This is a genomic window from Haemophilus sp. THUN1691 (genome assembly GCF_059704425.1).
Window position 1 is genome coordinate 919,197 of sequence record NZ_AP046578.1, and the last position, 22,343, is coordinate 941,539.

26 protein-coding genes, 3 tRNA genes and 1 other annotated feature are annotated in these 22,343 nt (G+C 38.5%); of the genes, 23 read left to right on the plus strand and 6 right to left on the minus strand.

Features of this window, described 5'->3' with window-relative positions; all coding sequences use genetic code 11:
• The first annotated feature begins 65 nt into the window (after window positions 1–65).
• A tRNA-Ser gene (locus AC6H0J_RS04460) sits at window positions 66–155 on the plus strand.
• A gap of 51 nt (window positions 156–206) precedes the next feature.
• Here the strand turns inward: AC6H0J_RS04460 and priC are convergent.
• The 5 genes from priC to cmoA form a co-directional block, all read right to left on the minus strand.
• Entirely contained in the window at window positions 207–794 is a 588-nt protein-coding gene (priC, locus tag AC6H0J_RS04465; RefSeq protein WP_005628554.1) for a primosomal replication protein PriC, read from the minus strand.
• A gap of 32 nt (window positions 795–826) precedes the next feature.
• Complete coding sequence (locus AC6H0J_RS04470; protein WP_497512904.1) at window positions 827–2,179, minus strand: Na+/H+ antiporter family protein; 1,353 nt, start codon at window positions 2,177–2,179, stop codon at window positions 827–829.
• A 103-nt stretch (window positions 2,180–2,282) separates the two neighbouring features.
• Window positions 2,283–2,404: a sequence feature (His leader region), on the minus strand.
• Window positions 2,405–2,510: 106 nt separating this feature from the next.
• Complete coding sequence (rnt, locus tag AC6H0J_RS04475) at window positions 2,511–3,188, minus strand: ribonuclease T (protein ID WP_005628550.1); 678 nt, start codon at window positions 3,186–3,188, stop codon at window positions 2,511–2,513.
• Window positions 3,189–3,261: 73 nt separating this feature from the next.
• Window positions 3,262–3,669: a lactoylglutathione lyase gene (gloA, locus tag AC6H0J_RS04480; RefSeq protein ID WP_005628548.1), complete on the minus strand. Its 408-nt coding sequence runs from the start codon at window positions 3,667–3,669 to the stop codon at window positions 3,262–3,264.
• A gap of 75 nt (window positions 3,670–3,744) precedes the next feature.
• Entirely contained in the window at window positions 3,745–4,467 is a 723-nt protein-coding gene (cmoA, locus tag AC6H0J_RS04485) for a carboxy-S-adenosyl-L-methionine synthase CmoA (protein WP_497512907.1), read from the minus strand.
• Between the two features lie 197 nt (window positions 4,468–4,664).
• Here cmoA and aspS point away from each other — a divergent pair, with 197 nt between their 5' ends.
• From aspS to ruvB, 6 genes are all read left to right on the plus strand, one after another.
• Window positions 4,665–6,431, plus strand: a complete 1,767-nt coding sequence (gene aspS, locus AC6H0J_RS04490; protein ID WP_005628544.1) for an aspartate--tRNA ligase — start codon at window positions 4,665–4,667, stop codon at window positions 6,429–6,431.
• Window positions 6,432–6,452: 21 nt separating this feature from the next.
• Window positions 6,453–6,926, plus strand: a complete 474-nt coding sequence (gene nudB, locus AC6H0J_RS04495; RefSeq protein ID WP_497512908.1) for a dihydroneopterin triphosphate diphosphatase — start codon at window positions 6,453–6,455, stop codon at window positions 6,924–6,926.
• A gap of 12 nt (window positions 6,927–6,938) precedes the next feature.
• Complete coding sequence (locus tag AC6H0J_RS04500) at window positions 6,939–7,679, plus strand: YebC/PmpR family DNA-binding transcriptional regulator (protein WP_005637404.1); 741 nt, start codon at window positions 6,939–6,941, stop codon at window positions 7,677–7,679.
• A 46-nt stretch (window positions 7,680–7,725) separates the two neighbouring features.
• Window positions 7,726–8,298 (plus strand): crossover junction endodeoxyribonuclease RuvC, encoded by a 573-nt coding sequence (ruvC, locus tag AC6H0J_RS04505; RefSeq protein WP_005628536.1) that lies wholly within the window; start codon window positions 7,726–7,728, stop codon window positions 8,296–8,298.
• Window positions 8,299–8,360: 62 nt separating this feature from the next.
• Window positions 8,361–8,975 (plus strand): Holliday junction branch migration protein RuvA, encoded by a 615-nt coding sequence (gene ruvA / locus AC6H0J_RS04510; RefSeq protein ID WP_005628534.1) that lies wholly within the window; start codon window positions 8,361–8,363, stop codon window positions 8,973–8,975.
• Window positions 8,976–8,982: 7 nt separating this feature from the next.
• Window positions 8,983–9,990, plus strand: coding sequence for a Holliday junction branch migration DNA helicase RuvB (gene ruvB / locus AC6H0J_RS04515; RefSeq protein WP_046953112.1), 1,008 nt, complete (start codon window positions 8,983–8,985; stop codon window positions 9,988–9,990).
• 51 nt (window positions 9,991–10,041) lie between these two features.
• Here the strand turns inward: ruvB and AC6H0J_RS04520 are convergent, their stop codons facing one another.
• A complete protein-coding gene (locus AC6H0J_RS04520) occupies window positions 10,042–10,326 on the minus strand; it encodes a DUF5339 domain-containing protein (protein ID WP_005630076.1) in 285 nt (94 codons plus the stop codon).
• 452 nt (window positions 10,327–10,778) lie between these two features.
• Here AC6H0J_RS04520 and AC6H0J_RS04525 point away from each other — a divergent pair, with 452 nt between their 5' ends.
• From AC6H0J_RS04525 to iscA, 16 genes are all read left to right on the plus strand, one after another.
• Entirely contained in the window at window positions 10,779–12,344 is a 1,566-nt protein-coding gene (locus AC6H0J_RS04525; protein ID WP_114909404.1) for a cytochrome ubiquinol oxidase subunit I, read from the plus strand.
• Between the two features lie 14 nt (window positions 12,345–12,358).
• Complete coding sequence (cydB, locus tag AC6H0J_RS04530; protein ID WP_497512912.1) at window positions 12,359–13,495, plus strand: cytochrome d ubiquinol oxidase subunit II; 1,137 nt, start codon at window positions 12,359–12,361, stop codon at window positions 13,493–13,495.
• 110 nt (window positions 13,496–13,605) lie between these two features.
• Window positions 13,606–13,899, plus strand: coding sequence for a cyd operon protein YbgE (gene ybgE, locus AC6H0J_RS04535; RefSeq protein ID WP_005626977.1), 294 nt, complete (start codon window positions 13,606–13,608; stop codon window positions 13,897–13,899).
• A gap of 78 nt (window positions 13,900–13,977) precedes the next feature.
• Window positions 13,978–14,388 carry a tol-pal system-associated acyl-CoA thioesterase gene (ybgC, locus tag AC6H0J_RS04540; RefSeq protein ID WP_005626975.1) on the plus strand — a complete coding sequence of 137 codons (411 nt, stop codon included), beginning with the start codon at window positions 13,978–13,980 and terminating at the stop codon, window positions 14,386–14,388.
• 17 nt (window positions 14,389–14,405) lie between these two features.
• Entirely contained in the window at window positions 14,406–15,092 is a 687-nt protein-coding gene (gene tolQ, locus AC6H0J_RS04545) for a protein TolQ (protein ID WP_005626973.1), read from the plus strand.
• A gap of 64 nt (window positions 15,093–15,156) precedes the next feature.
• Entirely contained in the window at window positions 15,157–15,576 is a 420-nt protein-coding gene (gene tolR, locus AC6H0J_RS04550) for a colicin uptake protein TolR (protein ID WP_005626970.1), read from the plus strand.
• A 14-nt stretch (window positions 15,577–15,590) separates the two neighbouring features.
• A complete protein-coding gene (gene tolA, locus AC6H0J_RS04555) occupies window positions 15,591–16,748 on the plus strand; it encodes a cell envelope integrity protein TolA (protein ID WP_497512914.1) in 1,158 nt (385 codons plus the stop codon).
• Window positions 16,749–16,789: 41 nt separating this feature from the next.
• Complete coding sequence (gene tolB / locus AC6H0J_RS04560; RefSeq protein WP_005626967.1) at window positions 16,790–18,073, plus strand: Tol-Pal system beta propeller repeat protein TolB; 1,284 nt, start codon at window positions 16,790–16,792, stop codon at window positions 18,071–18,073.
• 25 nt (window positions 18,074–18,098) lie between these two features.
• Window positions 18,099–18,560, plus strand: a complete 462-nt coding sequence (gene pal / locus AC6H0J_RS04565; protein ID WP_005626966.1) for a peptidoglycan-associated lipoprotein Pal — start codon at window positions 18,099–18,101, stop codon at window positions 18,558–18,560.
• 154 nt (window positions 18,561–18,714) lie between these two features.
• A tRNA-Lys gene (locus AC6H0J_RS04570) sits at window positions 18,715–18,790 on the plus strand.
• 23 nt (window positions 18,791–18,813) lie between these two features.
• Window positions 18,814–18,889: transfer RNA gene (locus AC6H0J_RS04575), tRNA-Lys, on the plus strand.
• A gap of 117 nt (window positions 18,890–19,006) precedes the next feature.
• Complete coding sequence (gene trmJ / locus AC6H0J_RS04580) at window positions 19,007–19,726, plus strand: tRNA (cytosine(32)/uridine(32)-2'-O)-methyltransferase TrmJ (RefSeq protein WP_005626965.1); 720 nt, start codon at window positions 19,007–19,009, stop codon at window positions 19,724–19,726.
• Between the two features lie 56 nt (window positions 19,727–19,782).
• Window positions 19,783–20,238, plus strand: a complete 456-nt coding sequence (gene iscR / locus AC6H0J_RS04585) for a Fe-S cluster assembly transcriptional regulator IscR (RefSeq protein ID WP_005630093.1) — start codon at window positions 19,783–19,785, stop codon at window positions 20,236–20,238.
• 70 nt (window positions 20,239–20,308) lie between these two features.
• Window positions 20,309–21,523 carry an IscS subfamily cysteine desulfurase gene (locus tag AC6H0J_RS04590; protein WP_005626963.1) on the plus strand — a complete coding sequence of 405 codons (1,215 nt, stop codon included), beginning with the start codon at window positions 20,309–20,311 and terminating at the stop codon, window positions 21,521–21,523.
• Window positions 21,524–21,580: 57 nt separating this feature from the next.
• Entirely contained in the window at window positions 21,581–21,964 is a 384-nt protein-coding gene (gene iscU, locus AC6H0J_RS04595; protein ID WP_005626962.1) for a Fe-S cluster assembly scaffold IscU, read from the plus strand.
• 53 nt (window positions 21,965–22,017) lie between these two features.
• Window positions 22,018–22,341: an iron-sulfur cluster assembly protein IscA gene (gene iscA, locus AC6H0J_RS04600; protein ID WP_005626961.1), complete on the plus strand. Its 324-nt coding sequence runs from the start codon at window positions 22,018–22,020 to the stop codon at window positions 22,339–22,341.
• Window positions 22,342–22,343 lie beyond the last annotated feature (2 nt).

The window sequence follows — 22,343 nt, forward strand, 5'->3', positions numbered from 1 at the left end:
AAACGAGATGATTTTTGCTTGACGGTCTTTCTCAAAAAACGTATTATGCGTGCGCATTAAATCACGGAGGAATGGTCGAGTGGTTGAAGGCACCGGTCTTGAAAACCGGCGAGGGTTTACGCCCTCCTAGGGTTCGAATCCCTATTCCTCCGCCATCAACTTTTTAAAGTTAACTAATTCGAAAGGATTAGTTTTTTTATTTCTGATCATCTATTTTCTGTGTTTTCACGGTTTTCCATTTCTTCTTTAAATACCAAATATTCTTCTAAAAGATCTATTGCTTCTTGGCATTTTTGCTGGCGTTTTTTATAACCTTCCGCAAGTTGAGCGTAACGTATTTTTTCATCATTATTTTTTTCTGCCTGTGCTAAATCTTTATGTTGTTGATAAAGTTTATTCAAGCGTTCTAATGCTTCATAGTATTTTTCCAATCGTTCTCTTGGCGGTAATTTATGAATGCTATGTTGAGATTTTTTAATGGTTTGTTTCGTTATTTTTTGGGAGGCTGTTAGATGAGTATTCTTGCGAGTTAGGGCTTCTGAAAGAACGGAACATTGGGCGAGTAAACGCTCTGTCAGAAAATTATAGTGATTAAGATTGCTAGATTCTAATGTCTTTATTCTATCTAGCGTTTGATTGATTTCCTTTAGATAAAAGGAAATATTCTGTCCATTTTCACTGAACAAAGTGCGGTCAAATTTGGCGAAGATTTTTTCTTCTCGTTTGGATAAATGAGCTTCACAAAGTCTCTGAACTTTTTGCTCTAAAATCTGGATAAGTTGTTGAACTGTCATAAAAAATCCCCCAATTCGGGGGATTATAATCGTTAAAGGTACATTGCTGCAATCCAGCCAAACGCTAATAATGGAATATTGTAGTGTAGGAAGGTGGGTACAACAGAGTCCCAAATGTGGTCGTGTTTACCATCCATATTTAAACCTGATGTTGGACCTAAGGTCGAGTCAGATGCAGGGGAGCCAGCGTCTCCTAATGCAGCAGCAACACCAACGATTGAAACGGTGGCTAATGGTGAGAAACCAAAAGATAAACAAAGTGGTACATAGATAGAGGCAATGATTGGTACCGTTGAGAATGATGAACCAATTCCCATTGTAATCAACAATCCGACCAGTAACATTAAGAATGCGGCCAAACCTTTACTTTGAATCGCTCCGTTACTTAAGCTTTGAACTAAATCTGTTACGCCCGTTGTGGCATTAATAACATTAGCGAAACCGGATGCCGCAATCATAACAAATCCAATCATAGCCATTAAACGTAAACCTTGTTGGAAGATATCGTTACTTTCTTTCAGTTTGAAAATGCCAAATATTGCGAAAATGACTATCCCAACTAAACCACCAATAATAGTCGAACTTGTCACTAATTGTGTTGCGAAGGTCGCTACAATGGCGATTAAACTTGCAGTGATTTGTTTTGGTTTTATGTTTGCGATGTGCGCTTCAATTTCTTTTGTGGTTGGCTCTTGAATAGTTACATCATATTCTCTTGGTTTGCGATAAGTGATGAATATTGCGGTGAGCAACCCTAAAATCATACCAATTACAGGCAATAACATCGCGAGGGATACTTGAGCAACATTGGTTTGTAAACCTAGAGCAGCCCCAGCTTGATTGATGTTTTTTACTAAAATACTTTCGATAAAGATTTTACCAAACCCTACAGGAAGTAACATATAAGTTGCGGTTAAACCGAATGTAAGTACGCAGGTTACAGCGCGACGGTCTATTTTTAGACGATTAAAAATAGAAAGTAACGGCGGCACGACGATTGGAATAAAAGCAATGTGTACAGGAAGTAAGTTCTGTGAAGAAATGGCGAATAATACCAATACACCAAAAATTAAATATTTAAACCAAGTTAAGTTGCTGGAACTTGGTGTTTTATTCATTTTAGTGATGATCTTATAGGCAATTAAATCGGTAATACCTGATTTAGAAATCGCAATCGCGAATGCACCAAGCATCGCATAGTTCATCGCGACTTCTGCGCCGCCACCTAAACCTCCAGTGAAGGTTTCAATTGTTTTGCTTAAACCTAGACCGCCACAGAGTCCGGCAGTGAGTGCGGCAATAACTAACGCAATAATTACGTTAATACGTAGCAAACTTAGTGTTAGTAAAACGATAATCGAAATAACAACGGGATTTGTTAACATTGTATTTTTCCTTGTGAATTAAATAGTGAATACTTTACTTTAAAATTTTTGATTGTCGAATAAATAATAATGTCGTTGCATTGATGACTCCTGTGTAGTAACAAAACAAAACCCCTCGAAAGTTGCCTTCCGAGGGGTAAGATTTTTATTATCCTGTCAGCTCGGAAGAAATCTTCCAAGCACACCAAAAACCTGAAAGATTATTCAGTTGAATGGTGATGATGGTGACGACGGATAATGTTCATTTTTTATCTCCAAATAAGAATTGCTTTTAAACTACTGGAAAAATAAAACTATTGCAACCACTTTTTTATTTTTCTTAAAGTGCGGTCTATTTTTCAGTTGTTTTTTCCTGTTCTAGTTCAGACGCAATATGTGGGAAGCCACCTAAATCTTTTAAATGATTGACCATATAACAGAATAATTCTGCTGTACGTTCGGTGTCGTATAACGCAGAGTGCGCTTGTTTCCCATCAAATGGGATTTTAGCGGCAAGACAGGCCTTAACGAGAACAGTCTGACCAAACATTAAGCCCGCTAAACTTGCCGTGTCAAACATCCCAAAAGGGTGGAAGGGATTACGCTTTACGCCGGTACGTTCAGCGGCAGCCATCACAAAACTTTGGTCAAAAGCAGCATTGTGCGCCACAATGATAGAACGTTGGCAATCTGCATCTTTTTGTCCTCGACGTACCATTTGAAATAACCCTGTGATTGCATCGAGTTCAGACACCGCACCACGTAATGGATTATGAATATCAATGCCATTAAATTTCAAGGATTCTGGATTAATATTTGCCCCTTCAAAAGGCTCGATATGAAAATGGCATTTCTGATCAGGATGCAAATAACCATGTTCATCCATTTTTAATGTGATTGCGGCTAGTTCGAGTAATGCATCTTTTTTTGCATCAAAACCTGCAGTTTCAACATCAATGATGACGGGGAAATAGCCACGAAAGCGATTTTTTAATTGGTTGTGATAAGGGATTTCTTGAGAATCGGACATAATCTATCTCTTAAAAATAAAATAACGTAGGAATCCCTACGTTATTAAAAATACAATAAAAATTGACCGCACTTTAGTTGCCTAAACCAGATTTAGTGCTTTTGTTTTCGATAAATTCAATTTTATAACCATCTGGATCTTCAACAAAAGCAATTACGGTTGAGCCACCTTTCACTGGCCCTGCTTCGCGAGTAACGTTACCACCGCTTGCGCGAACAGCTTCACAAGTCGCATAAATATCATCCACGCCGATAGCGATATGTCCATATGCTGTGCCATGTTCATATTTATCTACGCCCCAGTTGTATGTTAATTCAATTTCTGCGGCACTTTCGCCATCTTCATAACCTAAAAAAGCAAGTGTATATTTATATTCCGGGTTTTCACTCGTACGCAATAAACGCATACCTAAAACATCTTGATAAAATTTGATTGAACGATCTAAATCGCCCACGCGTAACATAGTGTGTAAAATTCGCATTGGTTTAATCCTTTTGTGATAAAAAGTGCGGGCATTATGCCACAAAAAAGTTGAATTAAATAAATTTGTTATGAATTATTTAACTGCAATCATCGAGCCAAAGTTAAAACACTGGAACCATAATTCTACGTGTGAAAATCCGATGTTTTTTAACCGCTCTTTGTGAATGTTAATCGAGTCAGTACGCATGACATTTTCAAGTGCAGTGCGTTTTTGGCTCACTTCAAGCTCACTGTAACCGTTAGCACGTTTGAATTGGTGATGGAGATCAATAAGCAACTCATTCACTTTTTCATCTTCAAAACGGAATTTTTCAGAGAGCACTAACACACCGTTTGGGTTTAAACCTTGGTAGATTTTTGTGAGCAAGGCTACACGATCTTCTGGTGGTAAAAATTGCAATGTGAAGTTGAGCACTACCATTGAGGCGTTCTTAATTTCAATTTGACGAATATCATCGCAAAGAATTTCTACGGGTACATCACTATGATAAGCCGCAACGTGCTGACGGCAGCGTTCCACCATTGGCAGAGAATTATCGACACCGATAATTTTCACATTCGGTTGTTTAATATTACGTCGCATAGAAAGAGCTGCCGCACCGCGTGAACAGCCTAAATCATAGACTTGGCTGTCAGCAGTCACAAAACGCTCAGCCAACATACCAATCGTCGTGATAATGTTGGAGTAGCCAGGTACGGATCGTTGAATCATATCTGGAAAGACTTCAGCAACGTTTTCATCAAAGGTAAAATCGCCGAGTTTTTCAATTGGAGCAGAAAAAATAGTATCTTTCATGGTTTACATTGTGTGGAGTATGTGTGTTTTTCACTTTTCCACACCCTACGAATTAGAAAATATTTAAAAAGTGCGGTCATTTTAAGGAAAGTTTTCAAGGGGTCAAATAAATTTCCGTTTAAGATTTAAAAGACGCGCCTTTTTCCGTATAATTCTGCGGTATTTTTCCATTTTTATAGAGAGTTAAGGAATTGAATATGATGCGTACACATTATTGCGGTGCATTAAACCGCAACCATATTGGACAAGATGTAACATTAAGCGGTTGGGTTCACCGCCGTCGTGATTTAGGTGGCTTGATTTTTATTGATATGCGCGATCGTGATGGCATTGTGCAAGTTTGTTTTGATCCGAAATATCAAGATGCATTGACAGCGGCTGCTGGGTTACGTAATGAATTCTGTATTCAAATTAAAGGTGAGGTGATTGCGCGTCCTGATAATCAAGTTAATAAAAATATGGCGACAGGCGAAGTAGAAGTATTAGCGAAAGAATTACGCATCTACAATGCTTCTGACGTTTTACCATTAGACTTCAACCAAAATAACACCGAAGAACAACGTTTAAAATACCGTTATTTAGATTTACGTCGCCCTGAAATGGCTCAACGCTTGAAAACCCGTGCAAAAATCACCAGCTTTGTGCGTCGTTTCATGGATGATAATGGTTTCCTTGATATTGAAACCCCAATGCTTACCAAAGCAACGCCAGAAGGTGCGCGTGACTATTTAGTGCCAAGTCGTGTACATAAAGGCAAATTCTATGCATTACCGCAATCACCACAGCTTTTCAAACAGCTTTTAATGATGTCTGGTTTTGATCGTTATTATCAAATCGTGAAATGTTTCCGTGATGAAGATTTACGTGCAGATCGCCAACCTGAGTTTACCCAAATCGATGTGGAAACTTCTTTCTTAACTGCACCAGAAGTACGTGAGATCATGGAACGCATGGTACACGGTTTATGGCAAAACATTATTGGTGTGGATTTAGGTAAATTCCCACAAATGACCTGGCAAGAAGCGATGACTCGTTTTGGTTCAGATAAACCAGATTTGCGTAACCCGCTTGAATTAGTCGATGTGGCAGATATCATTAAAGATGTTGAATTTAAAGTATTTAATGAGCCTGCAAACAATCCAAACGGCCGTGTGGCAGTGATTCGTGTACCAAATGGTACTGAAATCACTCGTAAACAAATTGATGAATACACACAATTTGTTGGTATTTACGGTGCAAAAGGTTTGGCTTGGGCGAAAGTAAATGACATTCATGCTGGCCTTGAAGGCGTACAAAGCCCGATTGCGAAATTCTTAAATGAAGATGTATGGAAAGCATTAGCAGAACGTGTGAATGTACAAACTGGCGATATCTTATTCTTCGGTGCAGATAAATGGCAAACCACTACTGATGCAATGGGCGCATTGCGTTTGAAACTTGGTCGCGATTTAGGGTTAACGCGTTTAGATGAGTGGCAACCACTTTGGGTGATCGACTTCCCTATGTTTGAACGTGATGAAGAGGGTAATCTTGCAGCAATGCACCATCCATTCACTTCACCAAAAGATTTTAGTCCTGAGCAATTAGAAGCCGATCCAACAAGTGCGGTAGCAAATGCTTACGACATGGTAATTAATGGCTACGAAGTAGGTGGTGGTTCAGTACGTATTTTCGATCCGAAAATGCAACAAACCGTATTCCGTATTCTTGGTATTAACGAACAAGAGCAACGCGAAAAATTCGGCTTCTTGTTAGATGCATTAAAATTCGGTACACCTCCACATGCTGGTTTAGCATTCGGTTTAGACCGTTTAACCATGCTTTTAACTGGCACCGAAAATATCCGTGATGTGATTGCATTCCCGAAAACAACCGCGGCAGCGTGTTTAATGACAGAAGCACCAAGTTTTGCGAATCCGCAGGCGTTGGGTGAGTTGGCAATTTCTGTCGTTAAAGCAGAATAAGTTTGAAATATTAGGAATGAAGTGCGGTCAGATTTGGCCGCATTTTTAATGATGCAATATAAAAATAATCAATCGGTTCTCGTTGTAATTTACGCTAAAGATACAAACCGAGTTTTAATGCTCCAACGCCAAGATGATCCTGATTTTTGGCAGTCTGTTACTGGCACCATTGAAAGTGGTGAAACACCAAAAAAAACAGCAATTCGTGAGCTTTGGGAAGAAGTACGGTTAGAAATTTCAGAAAATTCCACCGCATTTTTTGATTGCAAAGAGAGCATAGAATTTGAAATTTTTCCATATTTCCGATATAAATACGCACCGAATGTGACGCATTGCCGTGAGCATTGGTTTTTATTGGCAATGGAGCAAGAATTCGAACCAATATTAAGTGAGCATTTGGCATATCAATGGGTTTCTCCTGAAAAAGCAATCCAAATGACAAAATCTTCCAATAATGCGGAAGCAATTAGAAAATATATTCTTAAAGATAAATAGAAGGAAAACAACATGGCAGGCCATAGTAAGTGGGCTAATATTAAACACCGCAAAGCAGCACAAGATGCACAACGCGGTAAAATTTTTACTAAATTAATTCGTGAGCTTGTTACTGCAGCTAAAATTGGTGGTGGCGATGTGAGTGCTAATCCGCGTTTACGTGCAGCAGTAGATAAAGCACTTAGCAACAATATGACGCGCGATACTATCAACCGCGCTATTGATCGTGGTGTAGGCGGTGGCGATGATACCAATATGGAAACCAAAATCTATGAAGGTTATGGCCCAGGCGGTACAGCGGTTATGGTGGAGTGTTTGAGTGATAATGCAAACCGCACCATTTCACAGGTTCGCCCAAGTTTTACCAAATGTGGTGGTAACTTGGGAACAGAAGGTTCTGTTGGTTATTTATTTAGCAAAAAAGGTTTAATTTTAATTGAACAAGCAGATGAAGATGCGTTAACTGAAGCGGCTATAGAAGCGGGTGCTGATGATATTCAACCACAAGATGATGGTTCATTTGAAATCTATACTGCTTGGGAAGATTTAGGTTCAGTACGTGATGGCATTGAAGCAGCTGGCTTTAAAGTTCAAGAAGCTGAAGTGACGATGATTCCATCAACAACCGTTGATCTTGATATTGAAACTGCACCAAAATTACTTCGTTTAATTGATATGTTGGAAGATTGTGATGACGTACAAAACGTATATCACAACGGTGAAATCAGTGACGAAGTGGCATCTCAACTTTAATAATGCAATAAATGGGTAATTTAATTACCCATTTTTTATAGAAATTATGAGCATTATTTTAGGTATTGACCCAGGTTCTCGCGTAACTGGTTATGGTGTGATTCGTCAAACAGGAAGACATTTGGAATATCTTGGCAGTGGCGCAATTCGTACTCAAGTTGAAGATTTACCAACCCGTTTGAAACGTATTTATGCTGGAGTAACTGAAATCATCACGCAATTTCAACCTGATATGTTTGCGATTGAGCAAGTGTTTATGGCGAAGAATGCGGATTCAGCTTTGAAACTCGGGCAGGCTCGTGGTACGGCGATTGTTGCCGCGGTAAATCATGATTTACCTGTTTTTGAATATGCCGCACGTTTAGTCAAACAAACGGTTGTGGGCATTGGTTCCGCAGATAAAGTGCAAGTGCAAGAAATGGTGACTCGTATTTTGAAGTTGTCAGATAAACCTCAAGCCGATGCCGCGGATGCATTGGCTATCGCGATTACACACGCTCATTCTATTCAACATTCTTTACATATTGCCAATTCTGTGAAAATGACAGAAACGCAAGAAAAAATGACCGCACTTTTAAAGACCAGATATAGTCGAGGACGCTTTAGATTAAAAATTTAACTGGATGTTCGTCCAGTTTTATTTTATTCTATGCGTTACGTTTTTTATCATTCGGAAGAATTATGATCGGTCGCTTACAAGGCATTCTTTTAGAAAAACAACCTCCAGAAATTTTACTCAATGTGCAAGGCGTAGGCTATGAATTGCTTTTGCCTATGACGAGTTTCTATGATTTACCAGAAATTGGACAAGAAACTACTTTATTCACCCATCTTGTTGTTCGTGAAGATGCTCATTTACTTTTTGGATTTGCTCAGAAAACAGACCGCACTTTATTTCGTGAATTAATTAAAACAAATGGGGTGGGGCCTAAATTAGCCTTAGCGATTTTATCCGCCATGTCAGTCGAACAATTTGCTTACGCAATTGAGAGAGAAGAGCTCTCTAAACTCACTAAAATTCCAGGAGTTGGCAAAAAAACAGGTGAACGTTTGTTAGTTGAGCTCAAAGGTAAATTTAAAGGCGTAAAACAAAGTGATTTCTTTGTAGAAAGTACTCATATTCCGTCACTTCCATCTATTGAATCGCGTGTAGAAAATTCATCTGATGAAGCTATTTCAGCCTTGATTGCTTTAGGTTATAAACCTGCAGAAGCAGAAAAAATGGTGAAACGAGTTGCTAAGCCAGAATTAACCAGTGAGCAAGTTATTCGCGAAGCTTTAAAAGCCGCACTGTAGGTGAGACATGATTGAAGCAGATAGAATTATTAGCGGGCAAGCTAAACTTGATGAAGATGTTATTGACCGCGCTATTCGTCCGAAATTATTAGCAGATTATGTTGGGCAGCCGCAAGTGCGCGAGCAAATGGATATTTTCATCAAGGCAGCCAAACTACGTCAAGATGCCTTAGATCATTTATTGATTTTTGGCCCTCCAGGTTTAGGAAAAACCACTCTTGCTAATATTGTGGCAAATGAAATGGGCGTGAATATTCGTACGACATCTGGGCCAGTATTAGAAAAAGCGGGAGATTTGGCTGCAATGCTAACTAATCTTGAACCGCACGATGTGTTATTTATTGATGAAATTCATCGACTTTCCCCTGCAATTGAAGAAGTCCTTTATCCAGCAATGGAAGATTATCAATTGGATATTATGATTGGTGAAGGGCCTGCTGCGCGTTCTATTAAATTAGATTTGCCACCTTTTACTTTGGTTGGCGCGACGACAAGAGCGGGTTCTTTGACTTCGCCATTGCGTGATCGTTTTGGTATTGTACAACGTTTGGAATTCTATTCTGTAGAAGATTTAACATCTATCGTTGCAAGAAGTGCGGGGTGTTTGAATCTTGAATTAGAACAGCAAGCCGCTTTTGAGATAGCTCGTCGTTCACGAGGCACGCCTCGAATTGCAAACCGTTTATTACGACGCGTGCGTGATTATGCAGATGTACGTAATGGGGGAGTAATTTCGGTAGATGTGGCAAAACAAGCGCTTTCAATGTTGGATGTAGATGATGCCGGATTTGATTATTTAGATAGAAAATTATTGTCTGCAGTTATTGAACGTTTTGACGGCGGGCCAGTAGGACTGGATAATCTTGCTGCTGCAATCGGTGAAGAACGCGATACCATTGAAGATGTGTTAGAGCCTTATTTGATTCAACAGGGGTTTCTACAAAGAACGCCGCGTGGCCGTATCGCAACATCGCAAACTTATCGCCATTTCGGTCTGCAGAAATTATCAGACTAGATAAATTTAACCACTAAAAAAGCCTTATTGTACTCAATAAGGCTTTTTTAATTACTCACTATAACTTTTCAAGTTACTTAATTTTGCTAAACCTACTTCACAACTTTTTAACTGAGTCGCTAATTCCATTTGAAGAATTTGTTGTTTACTTTGGTTTAACTTATTTTTAATTTTTCCTACCTGTGTATGTGTGCCAGGTTGTTTTTCTGCTTGCGCAATCAAATTCTCTGTTTCTTTAAATAGTTGTTCACATTGTTGTGGCAGAATATTTGATGCAAAAGTAGAGGTTGATACAGTAGAGAAAAGTGCGGTTAAAATAAGGAATGTTTTTTTCATTTTAAGTCCTTGTTTCTCTTTATTATGAAATCTAAAAATTAAACTAGGCGGGAAAATAGCAAAATATACTTAGTATGTCTAGCTTTTGAAGTCATTTATTGTTGTAAATTGTGATAAGGATCACGTGTAACGTATATTTTTGTACAAAAAATAGCAAAATTGATTTATATCAATTAAATTATCTTTAATAAATAATAGGTATTTTATGTCTTATGTCAAAAATGTGATCTAGATATCGTTTTTACTGTTTTTTATCCTTGTATTTAGTAGTAGAATACCCGCCAATTTGGCTTATCTCTATAATAATTGGTGTTTTTTAACTATTTGAGAATGATTATGTAGATAAACCAATTTAAGCTTAGCTGATTGGAGTTGAGTGATTAGGGATTATTTAAGGCTTTGCCTTTTTAATCATCATTGGAACTAATGTTGTTTATACAGAGGAGTTGAGAATGTTGGACGTTGTTGACCTTTCTCGCTTGCAGTTTGCTTTAACTGCGTTGTATCACTTCATTTTCGTGCCGCTGACATTAGGTTTGTCATTCGTCCTTGTGATTATGGAAACCATTTATGTGGCGACAGGCAAAGAAGTTTATAAAGATATGACAAGATTCTGGGGTAAGTTATTTGGTATTAACTTCGCCCTTGGGGTGACCACAGGTATCATTATGGAATTCCAATTCGGTACTAACTGGTCTTATTATTCTCATTATGTAGGTGATATTTTTGGTGCGCCATTAGCGATTGAAGCGTTACTAGCCTTTTTCTTAGAATCAACTTTTGTGGGGTTATTCTTCTTTGGTTGGGATCGTTTAACTAAAGGTAAACACTTACTTGCTACATATTGTGTAGCTTTCGGTTCGAACTTATCTGCAATGTGGATTTTAGTTGCTAATGGTTGGATGCAGTCTCCAGCTGGCTCAGAATTTAATTTTGAGACAGTACGTATGGAAATGACGAGCTTCTTAGATCTTTGGTTAAATCCAGTTGCGCAAAGTAAATTCTTACACACATTAACAGCAGGTTATACAACCGGTGCAATGTTTGTATTAGGTATCAGCGCATTCTATTTATTAAAAGGTCGCGATATTGGTTTTGCTAAACGTTCATTCTCTGTCGCGGCAACATTTGGTTTTATTGCTGCATCAGCTGTATTAATTATGGGTGATGAATCAGGTTATGACATCGGTAAAGCACAACCTGTGAAATTGGCTGCAATGGAAGCTGAGTTTGATACTCATGCAGCTCCAGCACCATTCCATCCAGTCGCAATCCCTAATTCGACAGAAATGAAAAATGATTTTGCGATTGAAATTCCTTATCTTGGTGGTTTAATTGCTACTCGCTCTGTAGATAAAGAAATTACTGGCTTGAAAGATCTTCAATTATTAAATGAAAATCGTGTACGTAACGGTATTCATGCTTATGAATTGTTTACTCAATTAAAGGCTGAGAAAAAAGCAAATGGCCAAGTAAATGAAGAAACAAAAGCACAATTTAATGAAGTTAAAAAAGATCTTGGTTTCGGTTTATTGTTAAAACGCTACACAAATAATATTGTTGATGCGACTGAGGAACAAATTAAACAAGCTGCGCGTGATACTATTCCAAATGTAGGTCCTAACTTCTGGGCTTTCCGTGGTATGTTAGCGGCTGGTGGTTTAATTATCTTATTAGCTTTCGGTGCATTTGTTCAGAATTTACGTAACAAAGTGACTTCTTCTCGCTTATTACTTAAAGCATTGCTTTGGAGTATTCCATTGCCATTCTTAGCGATTGAATTTGGTTGGTTCTTAGCTGAATTTGGTCGTCAACCATGGGCAATTTATGAAGTTTTACCTGTTGGGGTATCGGCGTCTCAGTTAAGTACTGGCGATTTATGGTTCTCTATTGGTTTAATTTGTGCGCTTTATCTTGCGTTCATTATTGTTGAGATGTATTTGATGTTTAAATATGCGCGTTTGGGTCCTAGTGCGTTAAAAACCGGCAAATACTACTTTGAACAATCATCTAAATAAGCAGGAGATGAATTATGATTGATTATGAATTTCTACGTTTTATTTGGTGGGTGTTAGTCGTTGTATTATTGATCGGTTTCTCTGTAACTGATGGATTTGATATGGGCGTGACTGCACTTTTACCTGTAACAGGTAAAAAAGAAGTGGAACGCCGTATTATGATCAACTCTATTGCCCCACATTGGGATGGTAACCAAGTTTGGTTGTTAACTGCAGGCGGCGCAGTATTTGCGGCATGGCCAATTGTATATGCAGTTTCATTCTCAGGTTTCTACATCGCTTTAGTATTGGTTTTAGCTGCGTTATTCTTACGCCCATTGGGTTTTGAATATCGTGCAAAAATTGATAACCCGACTTGGCGTTCTGTTTGGGATTGGGGACTATTCGCAGGTGGTTTTGTTCCAGCATTAGTATTTGGTGTGGCTTTTGGTAATTTATTACAAGGTGTTCCATTCCATTTCAACGAATTGACTCAAGTAACTTATACCGGTTCATTCTTTGAATTATTAAATCCATTTGCATTATTGTGTGGTGTTATTAGCTTATCAATGCTTGTAACTCACGGTGCGAACTGGTTACAAATGAAAACAACCGAAGAATTGCGTGATCGCGCTCGCTCAGTGAGCCAAATCGGTGCGATTGTCACTTTAATTGCGTTTGTATTAGCTGGAGCATGGTTATACTTTAAAGAGGGTTATGTAGTAACGAGTGTAGTGGATCATTACGCTCCATCTTCTCCAATGAATAAAGAAGTTGCTGTCGAAACTGGTGCATGGTTTAGAAATTTCAATGAAATGCCAATTCTTTGGATTTTCCCTGCATTAGCAGTAGTTGCTGCGCTATTAAATGCGGCATTTTCTAAAGCTAATCGTTGTGGTTTCGCATTCTTTTTCTCTGCATTAACAATGGCCGGTGTAATTATTACTGCTGCAGTATCTATGTTCCCATTTGTGATGCCTTCAAGCTCACACCCTGAACAGAGTTTGTTAATGTGGGATGCAACTTCAAGTGAATTAACATTAACGTTAATGTTGATTTTTGCACTTATCTTTGTGGCTATTTCTTTGGTTTATACCATTTGGTCTTATTCGAAGATGTTTGGTCGCTTAGATGCGAATTTCATTGATGAAAATAAACACTCATTATACTAAGGAGATTAATATGTTATATGTAATTTGGGTAGTGGGTGTGTTATTAGCTATATTTGCCAGCGCAAAATTAACCATTGGCAAAGAAAAAGCAGGAAAATTTGACGAGTAATATGATTCATTCACTCTATCAATTAATTAATAAGGGTTCGTTTCGAACCCTTTCATTTATTTTAGCGCTAGGACTAACAGCCGTATTTTTCTTTAATATTGATAATTTTTCAACGTTGTTACGAAATGATTCTCCTTGGTGGATTTTGATGATCTTTTGGGGATTGATTACGGTTTGGATTCATGGAATCGGATTTGAAATTAAAAGCGTAATTTGGAAACTACTTTTCTTACCTTATATCGCTTATATCATTATATTGATTAGTGCTGTAGAGCATTTTTATTTACGAGGATGATTTTTTTCTTCGGCATATTGCTTATCTAAAAAACAGGTTCTAAAATATCCGACCTATTGCGGTGGGCAAAGCTTAATAATGTCAGAAAAAACCTTCTATCTTCCCGTTCGAGTATATTATGAAGATACTGATGCTGGTGGCGTTGTGTATCATGCTCGTTATTTGCATTTTTTTGAGCGGGCTAGAACAGAATATTTGCGAGCGTTAAATTTTACGCAGCAAACTTTATTACAAGAACAACAACTCGCGTTTGTTGTCAAATCGCTCGCTATTGATTATTGCGTTGCGGCAAAATTGGATGATTTACTCACGGTAGAAACAGATGTCATAGAGATAAAAGGTGCAACAATCCTTTTTGAGCAAAGACTTATGCGTGATACGGTGATGTTATCAAAGGCTACAGTCAAGGTAGCCAGTGTTCATCTTGGCAATATGAAACCTGTGGCTCTTCCTAAAGAAGTAAAAGCTGCATTTTACAACCTAAAATAAACTTTTCGGAGTATGCAATGACTGCAGAATTGAATTTCTTAGATCTTTTTCTAAAAGCAAGTATTGTTGTTCAACTTGTAATTGTGATTTTGATTTCATTTTCAATTATTTCTTGGGCGATTATTATCCAACGTAGCCGAGTTTTAACGGCTGCTTTAAAAGAAGCGAATACTTTTGAAGATCGTTTCTGGTCTGGTGAAGATTTGAATAAGCTATATGAAGGATTATCAAATCGTCGTGATATTTTAACGGGTAGTGAGCAAATTTTCTTTGTTGGTTTCAAAGAGTTTTCTCGCTTGAAACAAGTGAATCCTGATGCGCCAGAGGCAATTATTAAAGGAACCACGCGAGCAATGAATCTTACAATGAATCGTGAAGTTGAAAGCCTTGAAAGTCGCGTACCATTTTTGGCTACAGTAGCTTCTGTTAGCCCTTATATCGGTTTATTCGGAACCGTTTGGGGTATCATGCACGCTTTTATGGCATTAAGTGGTGCTAAGCAAGCAACTTTACAAATGGTTGCTCCTGGTATCGCCGAGGCATTGATTGCTACTGCAATCGGTTTATTTGCTGCGATTCCAGCTGTAATGGCTTATAACCGTTTAAGTTTACGTGTGAATGCTATTGAACAGAATTATGGTAACTTTATTGATGAATTTACGACGATTTTACATCGCCAAGCTTTCGGCAAAGCACCACACTAAAATATAGAAAAAATACACCGCACTCTTTCGTTAAGTGCGGTGAAAAATAAGAGAGATTTGAATTATGGCTCGTCGTCAGCGTAAAGATATTAAATCTGAAATTAATATTGTCCCGTTTTTGGATGTATTGTTAGTGCTTGTGTTGATCTTTATGGCAACAGCGCCAATTATTAGCCAAAGTGTACAAGTGGAATTGCCGGATTCAGTGCAAAGTCAAAATGTATCTAATGAAGATAAAGTGCCGGTAATTCTTGAAGTTTCAGGGGTTGGACAATATGCGATTTCTATTGGCGGAGAACGTCAAGAAGGGTTAACGGAAGAAATGGTGAGACAGTTATCTCGACAAGAATTTGATAAAGATAATAACACACTATTTTTAGTGGGTGGAGCTAAGGAAGTTCCCTATGAAGAAGTGATTAAAGCACTTAATCTGCTCCACCTTGCTGGAATTAAATCTGTTGGTTTAATGACAAACCCAATTTAACTAAGTAGGTAACCGTGCAAAATAATCGACAAAAAAAAGGCGCAAATGCATTTGTTATTTCTATAGTGATGCACCTTGTTTTGTTTGGATTGTTGATTGTCAGCTCTTTCTACCATACAGTTGAAATTATGGGTGGTGGTGAAGGTGAGGGCGATGCAATGGGGGCGGTAATGGTCGATACTGGCTCTGCAGCGCAAGAATGGGGTAGAATTCAACAACAGAAAAAAGGGCAAGCGGATAAGCAGAAACGTCCAGAACCCGTTGTTGAAGAAAAACCGCCACAACCTAATCAAGAAGAGATTAAGCGTCAACAGGAAGTTCAACGACAAGAAGAGTTAAAACGTCAGCAAGAACAGCAACGTCAGCAAGAAATAAAAAAACAACAAGAGCAAGCTCGTCAAGAAGCTTCGGAAAAACAGAAACAAGCTGAAGAGGCTAAGGCTAAACAAGCGGCTGAAGCTGCAAAATTAAAAGCAGATGCAGAAGCTAAACGTTTAGCTGCCGCAGCAAAACAAGCTGAAGAAGAGGCGAAAGCTAAAGCGGCAGAACTTGCAGCACAAAAAGCAAAACAAGAAGCAGAAGCCAAGGCAAAAGCTGAAGCCGCTGCTAAAGCAAAAGCTGAGGCTAAAGCGAAAGCTGAAGCAGATGCAAAAGCTAAAGCCGCTGCTGATGCTAAGGCAAAAGCAGATGCAGAAGCTAAGGCTGCGGCAGAGGCGAAAGCTAAGGCTGCTGCAGATGCTAAAGCTAAAGCGGATGCAGCAAAACGAAAAGCGGACCAAGCCAGTTTAGATGATTTCTTAAATGGCGGAGATATTGGTGGCGGTAGTGCATCTAAAGGCGGAAATGCGAATAAAGGTGGATCTCAAGGTAGCGGTGCTGCGCTTGGTTCTGGCGATGGTGGCAAAGTAGGAGATCAATACGCTGGAGTGATTAAGAAAGAGATTCAACGTCGTTTCTTAAAAGATCCAAGTTTTGCAGGGAAAGTTTGTCGTATTAAAATTCAATTGAGTCGAGATGGAACAATCTTGGGATATCAAAAAATTTCAGGTCCTGATGATATTTGTACAGCAGCATTAAGTGCAGTGGCTAGAACGAAAAAAGTTCCAGCAGCGCCATCGGATGCTATCTATGAGAAATATAAATCGCCAATTATTGACTTTGATATTCGATAATTCTTTATAAAAATTTATTGTTAAATTTTAAAGGTAACAAAATGAAATTATTAAAACGTTTAGTGAGCGTATTAGCGATTGTACTTGCTGTTGCAAGCAATGCATTCGCAGATGATGAAGTTCGCATTGTAATTGATGAAGGGGTTGATGGTGCACGTCCTATAGCTGTTGTGCCGTTTGCTGGATCTGCACCGGAAGATATTAGCAAAATTGTTGCTGATGATTTACGTAACAGTGGTAAATTTAATCCTATTGCAGTGTCTCAGATGCCTCAACGTCCAACTTCAGCAGCTGAGGTAAATCCTGAAGCTTGGTCTAATATTGGAATTGACGCAATTGTGGTCGGACAAGTTGTTCCATCTGGTAATGGTTATAGTATTACTTATCAATTAATTGATACCGTTGGTGCATCAGGTACGCCAGGGGCGGTATTAATGCAAAATAGCTATACAGTGACAAATAAATGGTTACGCTATGGTGCTCATACTGTTAGTGATGAAGTGTTTGAAAAATTAACTGCGATCCGTGGTGCGTTTAGAACTCGTATCGCTTATGTTGTGCAAAAAAATGGCGGTTCACAACCCTATGAAGTGCGTGTTGCAGACTACGATGGCTATAATCAATTTATCGTAAATCGTAGCTCTCAACCAATCATGTCACCAGCTTGGTCTCCAGATGGTCAACGTTTAGCGTATGTATCTTTTGAAAATAAAAAATCACAACTTGTTGTACAAGATTTAAATTCTGGTGCTCGTAAAGTGGTGGCTTCTTTTCCTGGACATAATGGTGCTCCTGCATTCTCTCCAGATGGTTCACGTTTAGCCTTCGCCTCTTCACAGGATGGCTCATTAAATATTTACGTGATGAACTCTCACGGCGGCGCTCCGACTCAATTAACTCGTGGTGCAGGTAATAATACAGAACCATCTTGGTCTCCAGACGGTAGCTCAATTTTATTTACATCCGATAGAAGTGGTTCACCACAAGTTTATCGTATGAGTGCAAACGGTGGTGGTGCAACACCGGTTGGTGGTCGCGGTAGTGCACAAATTAGCGCTGATGGCAAAACCCTTGTGATGATTAATGGAAACAATAATGTTGTTAAACAAGATCTCACATCTGGTGCATCAGAAGTACTTAGTACCTCTTTCTTAGGCGAAAGTCCAAGTCTTTCACCAAATGGAATTATGATTATTTATAGCTCTACACAAGGCTTAGGAAAGGTGCTACAATTAGTTTCTGCAGATGGTCGCTTCAAAGCGAGCCTTCCAGGAAGTAATGGCCAAGTGAAATTTCCTGCTTGGTCGCCATACTTAACTAAATAAAGAAAACTCATTGAGGAGAAATCTAATGAACAAATTTGTTAAATCATTATTAGTTGCAGGTTCTGTAGCTGCATTAGCTGCTTGTAGTTCATCTAACAACGATGCTGCTGGCAATGGCGCAGGCCAAACTTTTGGCGGTTACTCTGTTTCTGATCTTCAACAACGTTACAACACCGTATATTTCGGTTTTGACAAATACAACATCGAAGGTGAATACGTTCAAATCTTAGATGCACACGCAGCATATTTAAATGCAACTCCAGCTGCTAAAGTATTAGTAGAAGGTAACACTGACGAACGCGGTACACCAGAATACAACATCGCGTTAGGTCAACGTCGTGCAGATGCAGTTAAAGGTTATTTAGCTGGTAAAGGTGTTGATGCTGGTAAATTAGGCACAGTATCTTACGGTGAAGAAAAACCTGCAGTATTAGGTCACGATGAAGCTGCATATTCTAAAAACCGTCGTGCAGTATTAGCGTACTAATTCTTAGTATTTCTAATGCTTGAAAAACAGGATCCATTTTTTATTGGATCCTGTTTTGTTTTCATCGTTTGTAATTTAACCAATTAGCTTGAAAGAATGAATTTATTCTTTTGATTCTAAAACAAATGCGCTATCATTAATTCATCAACACAGTGGGTCGTTAGCTCAGTCGGTAGAGCAGCGGACTTTTAATCCGTTGGTCGAAGGTTCGAATCCTTCACGACCCACCACTCTCTGATTTAGTTGTCCAGTTGGGTTGTTAGCTCAGTTGGTAGAGCAGCGGACTCTTAATCCGTTGGTCGAGAGTTCGAGCCTCTCACAACCCACCATTCTTATTTGTATTATTCATCTCTAATATTTTAAATTTCTTTTAAGTTGCTTAAATTCTTGACTATTTTTAGCGGTTATTGTGGTAGAATACCCTTAAATTTTAGTCGGGCATCATTATGTTGGAAAATATTCGTATTGTTTTAATTGAGACTTCGCATAGCGGTAATATTGGTTCTGCTGCTAGAGCAATGAAAACAATGGGATTGACCCAGCTTTGTCTTGTTTCACCAAAATCCGTTGATGAACAATCTTATGCTCTTTCAGCTGGTGCAGAAGATATTGTAAAAAATGCTAGAGTTGTCGATAGTTTTGATGAGGCCGTCGATGATTGCTCTCTGGTGATTGGAACAAGTGCTCGTTTACGTCATTTACAAAGTACATTGATCGAGCCTAGAGAATGCGCGGAGAAAGTTGTAGCGCATGAAGGCAAGATAGCTATTGTATTTGGTCGTGAACGTATTGGATTAACGAATGAAGAATTGTTGAAATGTCATTACCATTTGAATATCCCAGCTAATCCTGATTATTCTTCTTTAAATTTGGCAATGGCGGTACAGTTGGTAAGCTATGAATTGCGCATGGCATTTTTAGCTCAAGATAATAAGGAAAATTCACTTTCTTTAATAGAACAAAACTATCCAACTGCAGAACAACTCGCTTATTTTTTTGAGCATACTGAGCGTGTATATCAGTCACTCGGATTCATTCAAAATCAAGGTGTTATGCAAAAATTAAAGCGTTTATATTATCGCGCTCAACTTGAAAAAAATGAATTAAATATTTTAAATGGCATGCTAAGTACGGTCGAAAAACGAATTGATCTTGATTTAGATTAATTGACTGATTTGGTAGGATATGTAAATATTGCAACATCACTTTTTAGGAACACTTTATGAAACTTACATCGAAAGGTCGTTATGCAGTCACTGCGGTTTTAGATATCGCTTTAAATGCAGAAAAAGGTCCTGTGAGCCTTGCAGATATTTCTGAACGTCAACATATTTCGTTATCTTATTTAGAACAACTTTTTGCTAAATTACGTCGTGATGGATTAGTAAAAAGTGTTCGTGGACCTGGCGGTGGGTATCAGCTAGGTTTACCAAGTGATCAAATTTCAGTGGGAATGATTATTTCAGCGGTAAATGAAAATATTCATGTGACAAAATGTCTTGGTCGTGGAAATTGTCAAAATGGCGTAGAATGTTTAACTCATACATTGTGGGAAGATCTGAGTAATCGCATTGAAAGTTTTCTCAATGAAATTACTTTGGCTGAATTGGTGAGTAAACGTGAGTCAAAACGCCAAACTCATAGCGATTTTGAGAATTTATTAATTGTTAATCAATAAAGGAAAGTAGTCCGTACAGTGCAGAATGCATTAAAGTGCGGTCAAATTTAGAATGATTTAGGAGTGAAAAATGAAATTACCTATTTATTTAGACTATGCAGCAACTTGTCCTGTGGACGAGCGTGTTGCGAAGAAAATGATGGAATTTTTAACCATTGACGGTACATTCGGTAACCCAGCTTCTCGCTCGCATAAATTTGGTTGGCAAGCAGAAGAAGCGGTTGACGTGGCTCGTAATCAAATTGCAGATCTTATTGGTGCCGATTCTCGTGAAATTGTGTTTACTTCTGGTGCGACAGAATCAGATAACCTTGCAATTAAAGGCGCTGCGCATTTTTACCAAACTAAAGGTAAGCATATCATCACTTGCAAAACAGAGCATAAAGCCGTATTAGATACTTGTCGTCAATTAGAGCGTGAAGGTTTTGAAGTGACTTATTTATCACCTGAGTCTGATGGTTTAATTGATTTAGAAAAATTTAAAGCCGCACTTCGTCCTGATACTATTTTAGTTTCAATTATGCATGCCAATAATGAAATTGGTGTGTTGCAAGATATTAAAGCTATTGGTGAGCTTTGTCGTGCAAATAAAACGATTTTCCATGTGGATGCAACTCAAAGTGTGGGCAAGGTTGCGATTAACTTGGAAGAGCTACCAGTTGATTTATTATCTATGTCTAGCCATAAACTTTATGGACCTAAAGGTATTGGTGCATTATACGTTCGTCGTAAACCACGTATTCGTTTAGAAGCGATTATTCATGGCGGTGGTCATGAGCGTGGAATGCGTTCAGGTACATTACCTGTCCACCAAATCGTGGGAATGGGCGAGGCTTATCGAATTGCAAAAGAAGAAATGGCATCTGAAATGCCACGTTTAAAAGCTCTTCGTGATCGTTTATATAATGGCTTAAAAGATATTGAAGAAACCTACGTAAATGGCTCAATGGAGCACCGTTTAGATAGTAACTTAAATATTAGCTTTAACTATGTTGAAGGTGAATCTTTAATGATGGCGTTACGTGATATCGCTGTATCTTCTGGTTCTGCTTGTACATCAGCTAGCCTAGAGCCATCTTATGTATTGCGCGCACTTGGTTTAAATGATGAATTGGCACATAGCTCAATTCGTTTTACGTTGGGTCGTTACACTACTGAAGAAGAAATTGATTATACCATTAATTTAATGAAAAGTGCGGTGGAAAAACTTCGTGCATTATCACCATTATGGGATATGTTTAAAGAAGGCATAGACCTTAGTACCATTGAGTGGTCAGCTCACTAGGATTTAACTGCTATTATTAAATGGCATTTCTCAAGGATTTAAAAAAGGAAAGTTAAAATGGCTTATAGCGAAAAAGTAATCGATCATTATGAAAATCCGCGCAATGTGGGTTCCATGGATAAAAAAGATAGCAATGTTGGTACTGGCATGGTGGGTGCGCCAGCTTGTGGCGATGTAATGCAGTTACAAATCAAAGTAAATGATAACGGCATTATTGAAGATGCAAAATTCAAGACTTATGGTTGTGGTTCTGCTATTGCATCTAGCTCATTAATTACAGAGTGGGTGAAAGGTAAATCTTTAGAAGAAGCAGGCGCTATCAAAAATAGCCAAATTGCAGAAGAGTTAGAATTGCCACCAGTGAAAGTACACTGTTCCATTTTAGCGGAAGATGCAATTAAAGCGGCAATTGCTGATTACAAATCCAAAAAAGGCGAATAATATGAAAAAGTGCGGTCGGTTTTGACCGCACTTTTAGTGGTTTTGGGAGATATATGAGTATTACATTAACAGAAAAAGCGGCTCAACGAGTGAAAGCTTTTTTGGATAATCGTGGCAAAGGTATTGGTTTACGTTTAGGTGTGAAAACATCAGGCTGCTCTGGCTTAGCTTATGTGCTTGAATTTGTTGATGTCTTAAATGAAGAAGATCAAGTTTTTGAACAGCACGGTGTGAATATTATTGTCGATCCAAAAAGCTTAGTTTATCTTAATGGTATTGAGTTGGATTACGTGAAAGAAGGCTTAAATGAAGGCTTCAAATACAATAATCCAAATGTAAAAGAATCTTGTGGCTGTGGCGAAAGTTTCCATGTTTAAGG

What these genes read in the sequence shown, in the direction of transcription:
- tolB (WP_005626967.1), top strand. Translation starts at nt 16,790, where the DNA reads ATGAAATTATTAAAACGTTTAGTGAGCGTATTAGCGATTGTACTTGCT.
- trmJ (WP_005626965.1), top strand. Translation starts at nt 19,007, where the DNA reads ATGTTGGAAAATATTCGTATTGTTTTAATTGAGACTTCGCATAGCGGT.
- tolQ (WP_005626973.1), top strand. Translation starts at nt 14,406, where the DNA reads ATGACTGCAGAATTGAATTTCTTAGATCTTTTTCTAAAAGCAAGTATT.
- AC6H0J_RS04525 (WP_114909404.1), top strand. Translation starts at nt 10,779, where the DNA reads ATGTTGGACGTTGTTGACCTTTCTCGCTTGCAGTTTGCTTTAACTGCG.
- gloA (WP_005628548.1), bottom strand. Translation starts at nt 3,669, where the DNA reads ATGCGAATTTTACACACTATGTTACGCGTGGGCGATTTAGATCGTTCA.
- ruvB (WP_046953112.1), top strand. Translation starts at nt 8,983, where the DNA reads ATGATTGAAGCAGATAGAATTATTAGCGGGCAAGCTAAACTTGATGAA.
- AC6H0J_RS04520 (WP_005630076.1), bottom strand. Translation starts at nt 10,326, where the DNA reads ATGAAAAAAACATTCCTTATTTTAACCGCACTTTTCTCTACTGTATCA.
- cmoA (WP_497512907.1), bottom strand. Translation starts at nt 4,467, where the DNA reads ATGAAAGATACTATTTTTTCTGCTCCAATTGAAAAACTCGGCGATTTT.
- AC6H0J_RS04470 (WP_497512904.1), bottom strand. Translation starts at nt 2,179, where the DNA reads ATGTTAACAAATCCCGTTGTTATTTCGATTATCGTTTTACTAACACTA.
- ybgE (WP_005626977.1), top strand. Translation starts at nt 13,606, where the DNA reads ATGATTCATTCACTCTATCAATTAATTAATAAGGGTTCGTTTCGAACC.
- ruvA (WP_005628534.1), top strand. Translation starts at nt 8,361, where the DNA reads ATGATCGGTCGCTTACAAGGCATTCTTTTAGAAAAACAACCTCCAGAA.
- pal (WP_005626966.1), top strand. Translation starts at nt 18,099, where the DNA reads ATGAACAAATTTGTTAAATCATTATTAGTTGCAGGTTCTGTAGCTGCA.
- AC6H0J_RS04500 (WP_005637404.1), top strand. Translation starts at nt 6,939, where the DNA reads ATGGCAGGCCATAGTAAGTGGGCTAATATTAAACACCGCAAAGCAGCA.
- iscA (WP_005626961.1), top strand. Translation starts at nt 22,018, where the DNA reads ATGAGTATTACATTAACAGAAAAAGCGGCTCAACGAGTGAAAGCTTTT.
- iscU (WP_005626962.1), top strand. Translation starts at nt 21,581, where the DNA reads ATGGCTTATAGCGAAAAAGTAATCGATCATTATGAAAATCCGCGCAAT.
- ybgC (WP_005626975.1), top strand. Translation starts at nt 13,978, where the DNA reads ATGTCAGAAAAAACCTTCTATCTTCCCGTTCGAGTATATTATGAAGAT.
- AC6H0J_RS04590 (WP_005626963.1), top strand. Translation starts at nt 20,309, where the DNA reads ATGAAATTACCTATTTATTTAGACTATGCAGCAACTTGTCCTGTGGAC.
- rnt (WP_005628550.1), bottom strand. Translation starts at nt 3,188, where the DNA reads ATGTCCGATTCTCAAGAAATCCCTTATCACAACCAATTAAAAAATCGC.
- ruvC (WP_005628536.1), top strand. Translation starts at nt 7,726, where the DNA reads ATGAGCATTATTTTAGGTATTGACCCAGGTTCTCGCGTAACTGGTTAT.
- tolR (WP_005626970.1), top strand. Translation starts at nt 15,157, where the DNA reads ATGGCTCGTCGTCAGCGTAAAGATATTAAATCTGAAATTAATATTGTC.
- iscR (WP_005630093.1), top strand. Translation starts at nt 19,783, where the DNA reads ATGAAACTTACATCGAAAGGTCGTTATGCAGTCACTGCGGTTTTAGAT.
- priC (WP_005628554.1), bottom strand. Translation starts at nt 794, where the DNA reads ATGACAGTTCAACAACTTATCCAGATTTTAGAGCAAAAAGTTCAGAGA.
- aspS (WP_005628544.1), top strand. Translation starts at nt 4,665, where the DNA reads ATGATGCGTACACATTATTGCGGTGCATTAAACCGCAACCATATTGGA.
- cydB (WP_497512912.1), top strand. Translation starts at nt 12,359, where the DNA reads ATGATTGATTATGAATTTCTACGTTTTATTTGGTGGGTGTTAGTCGTT.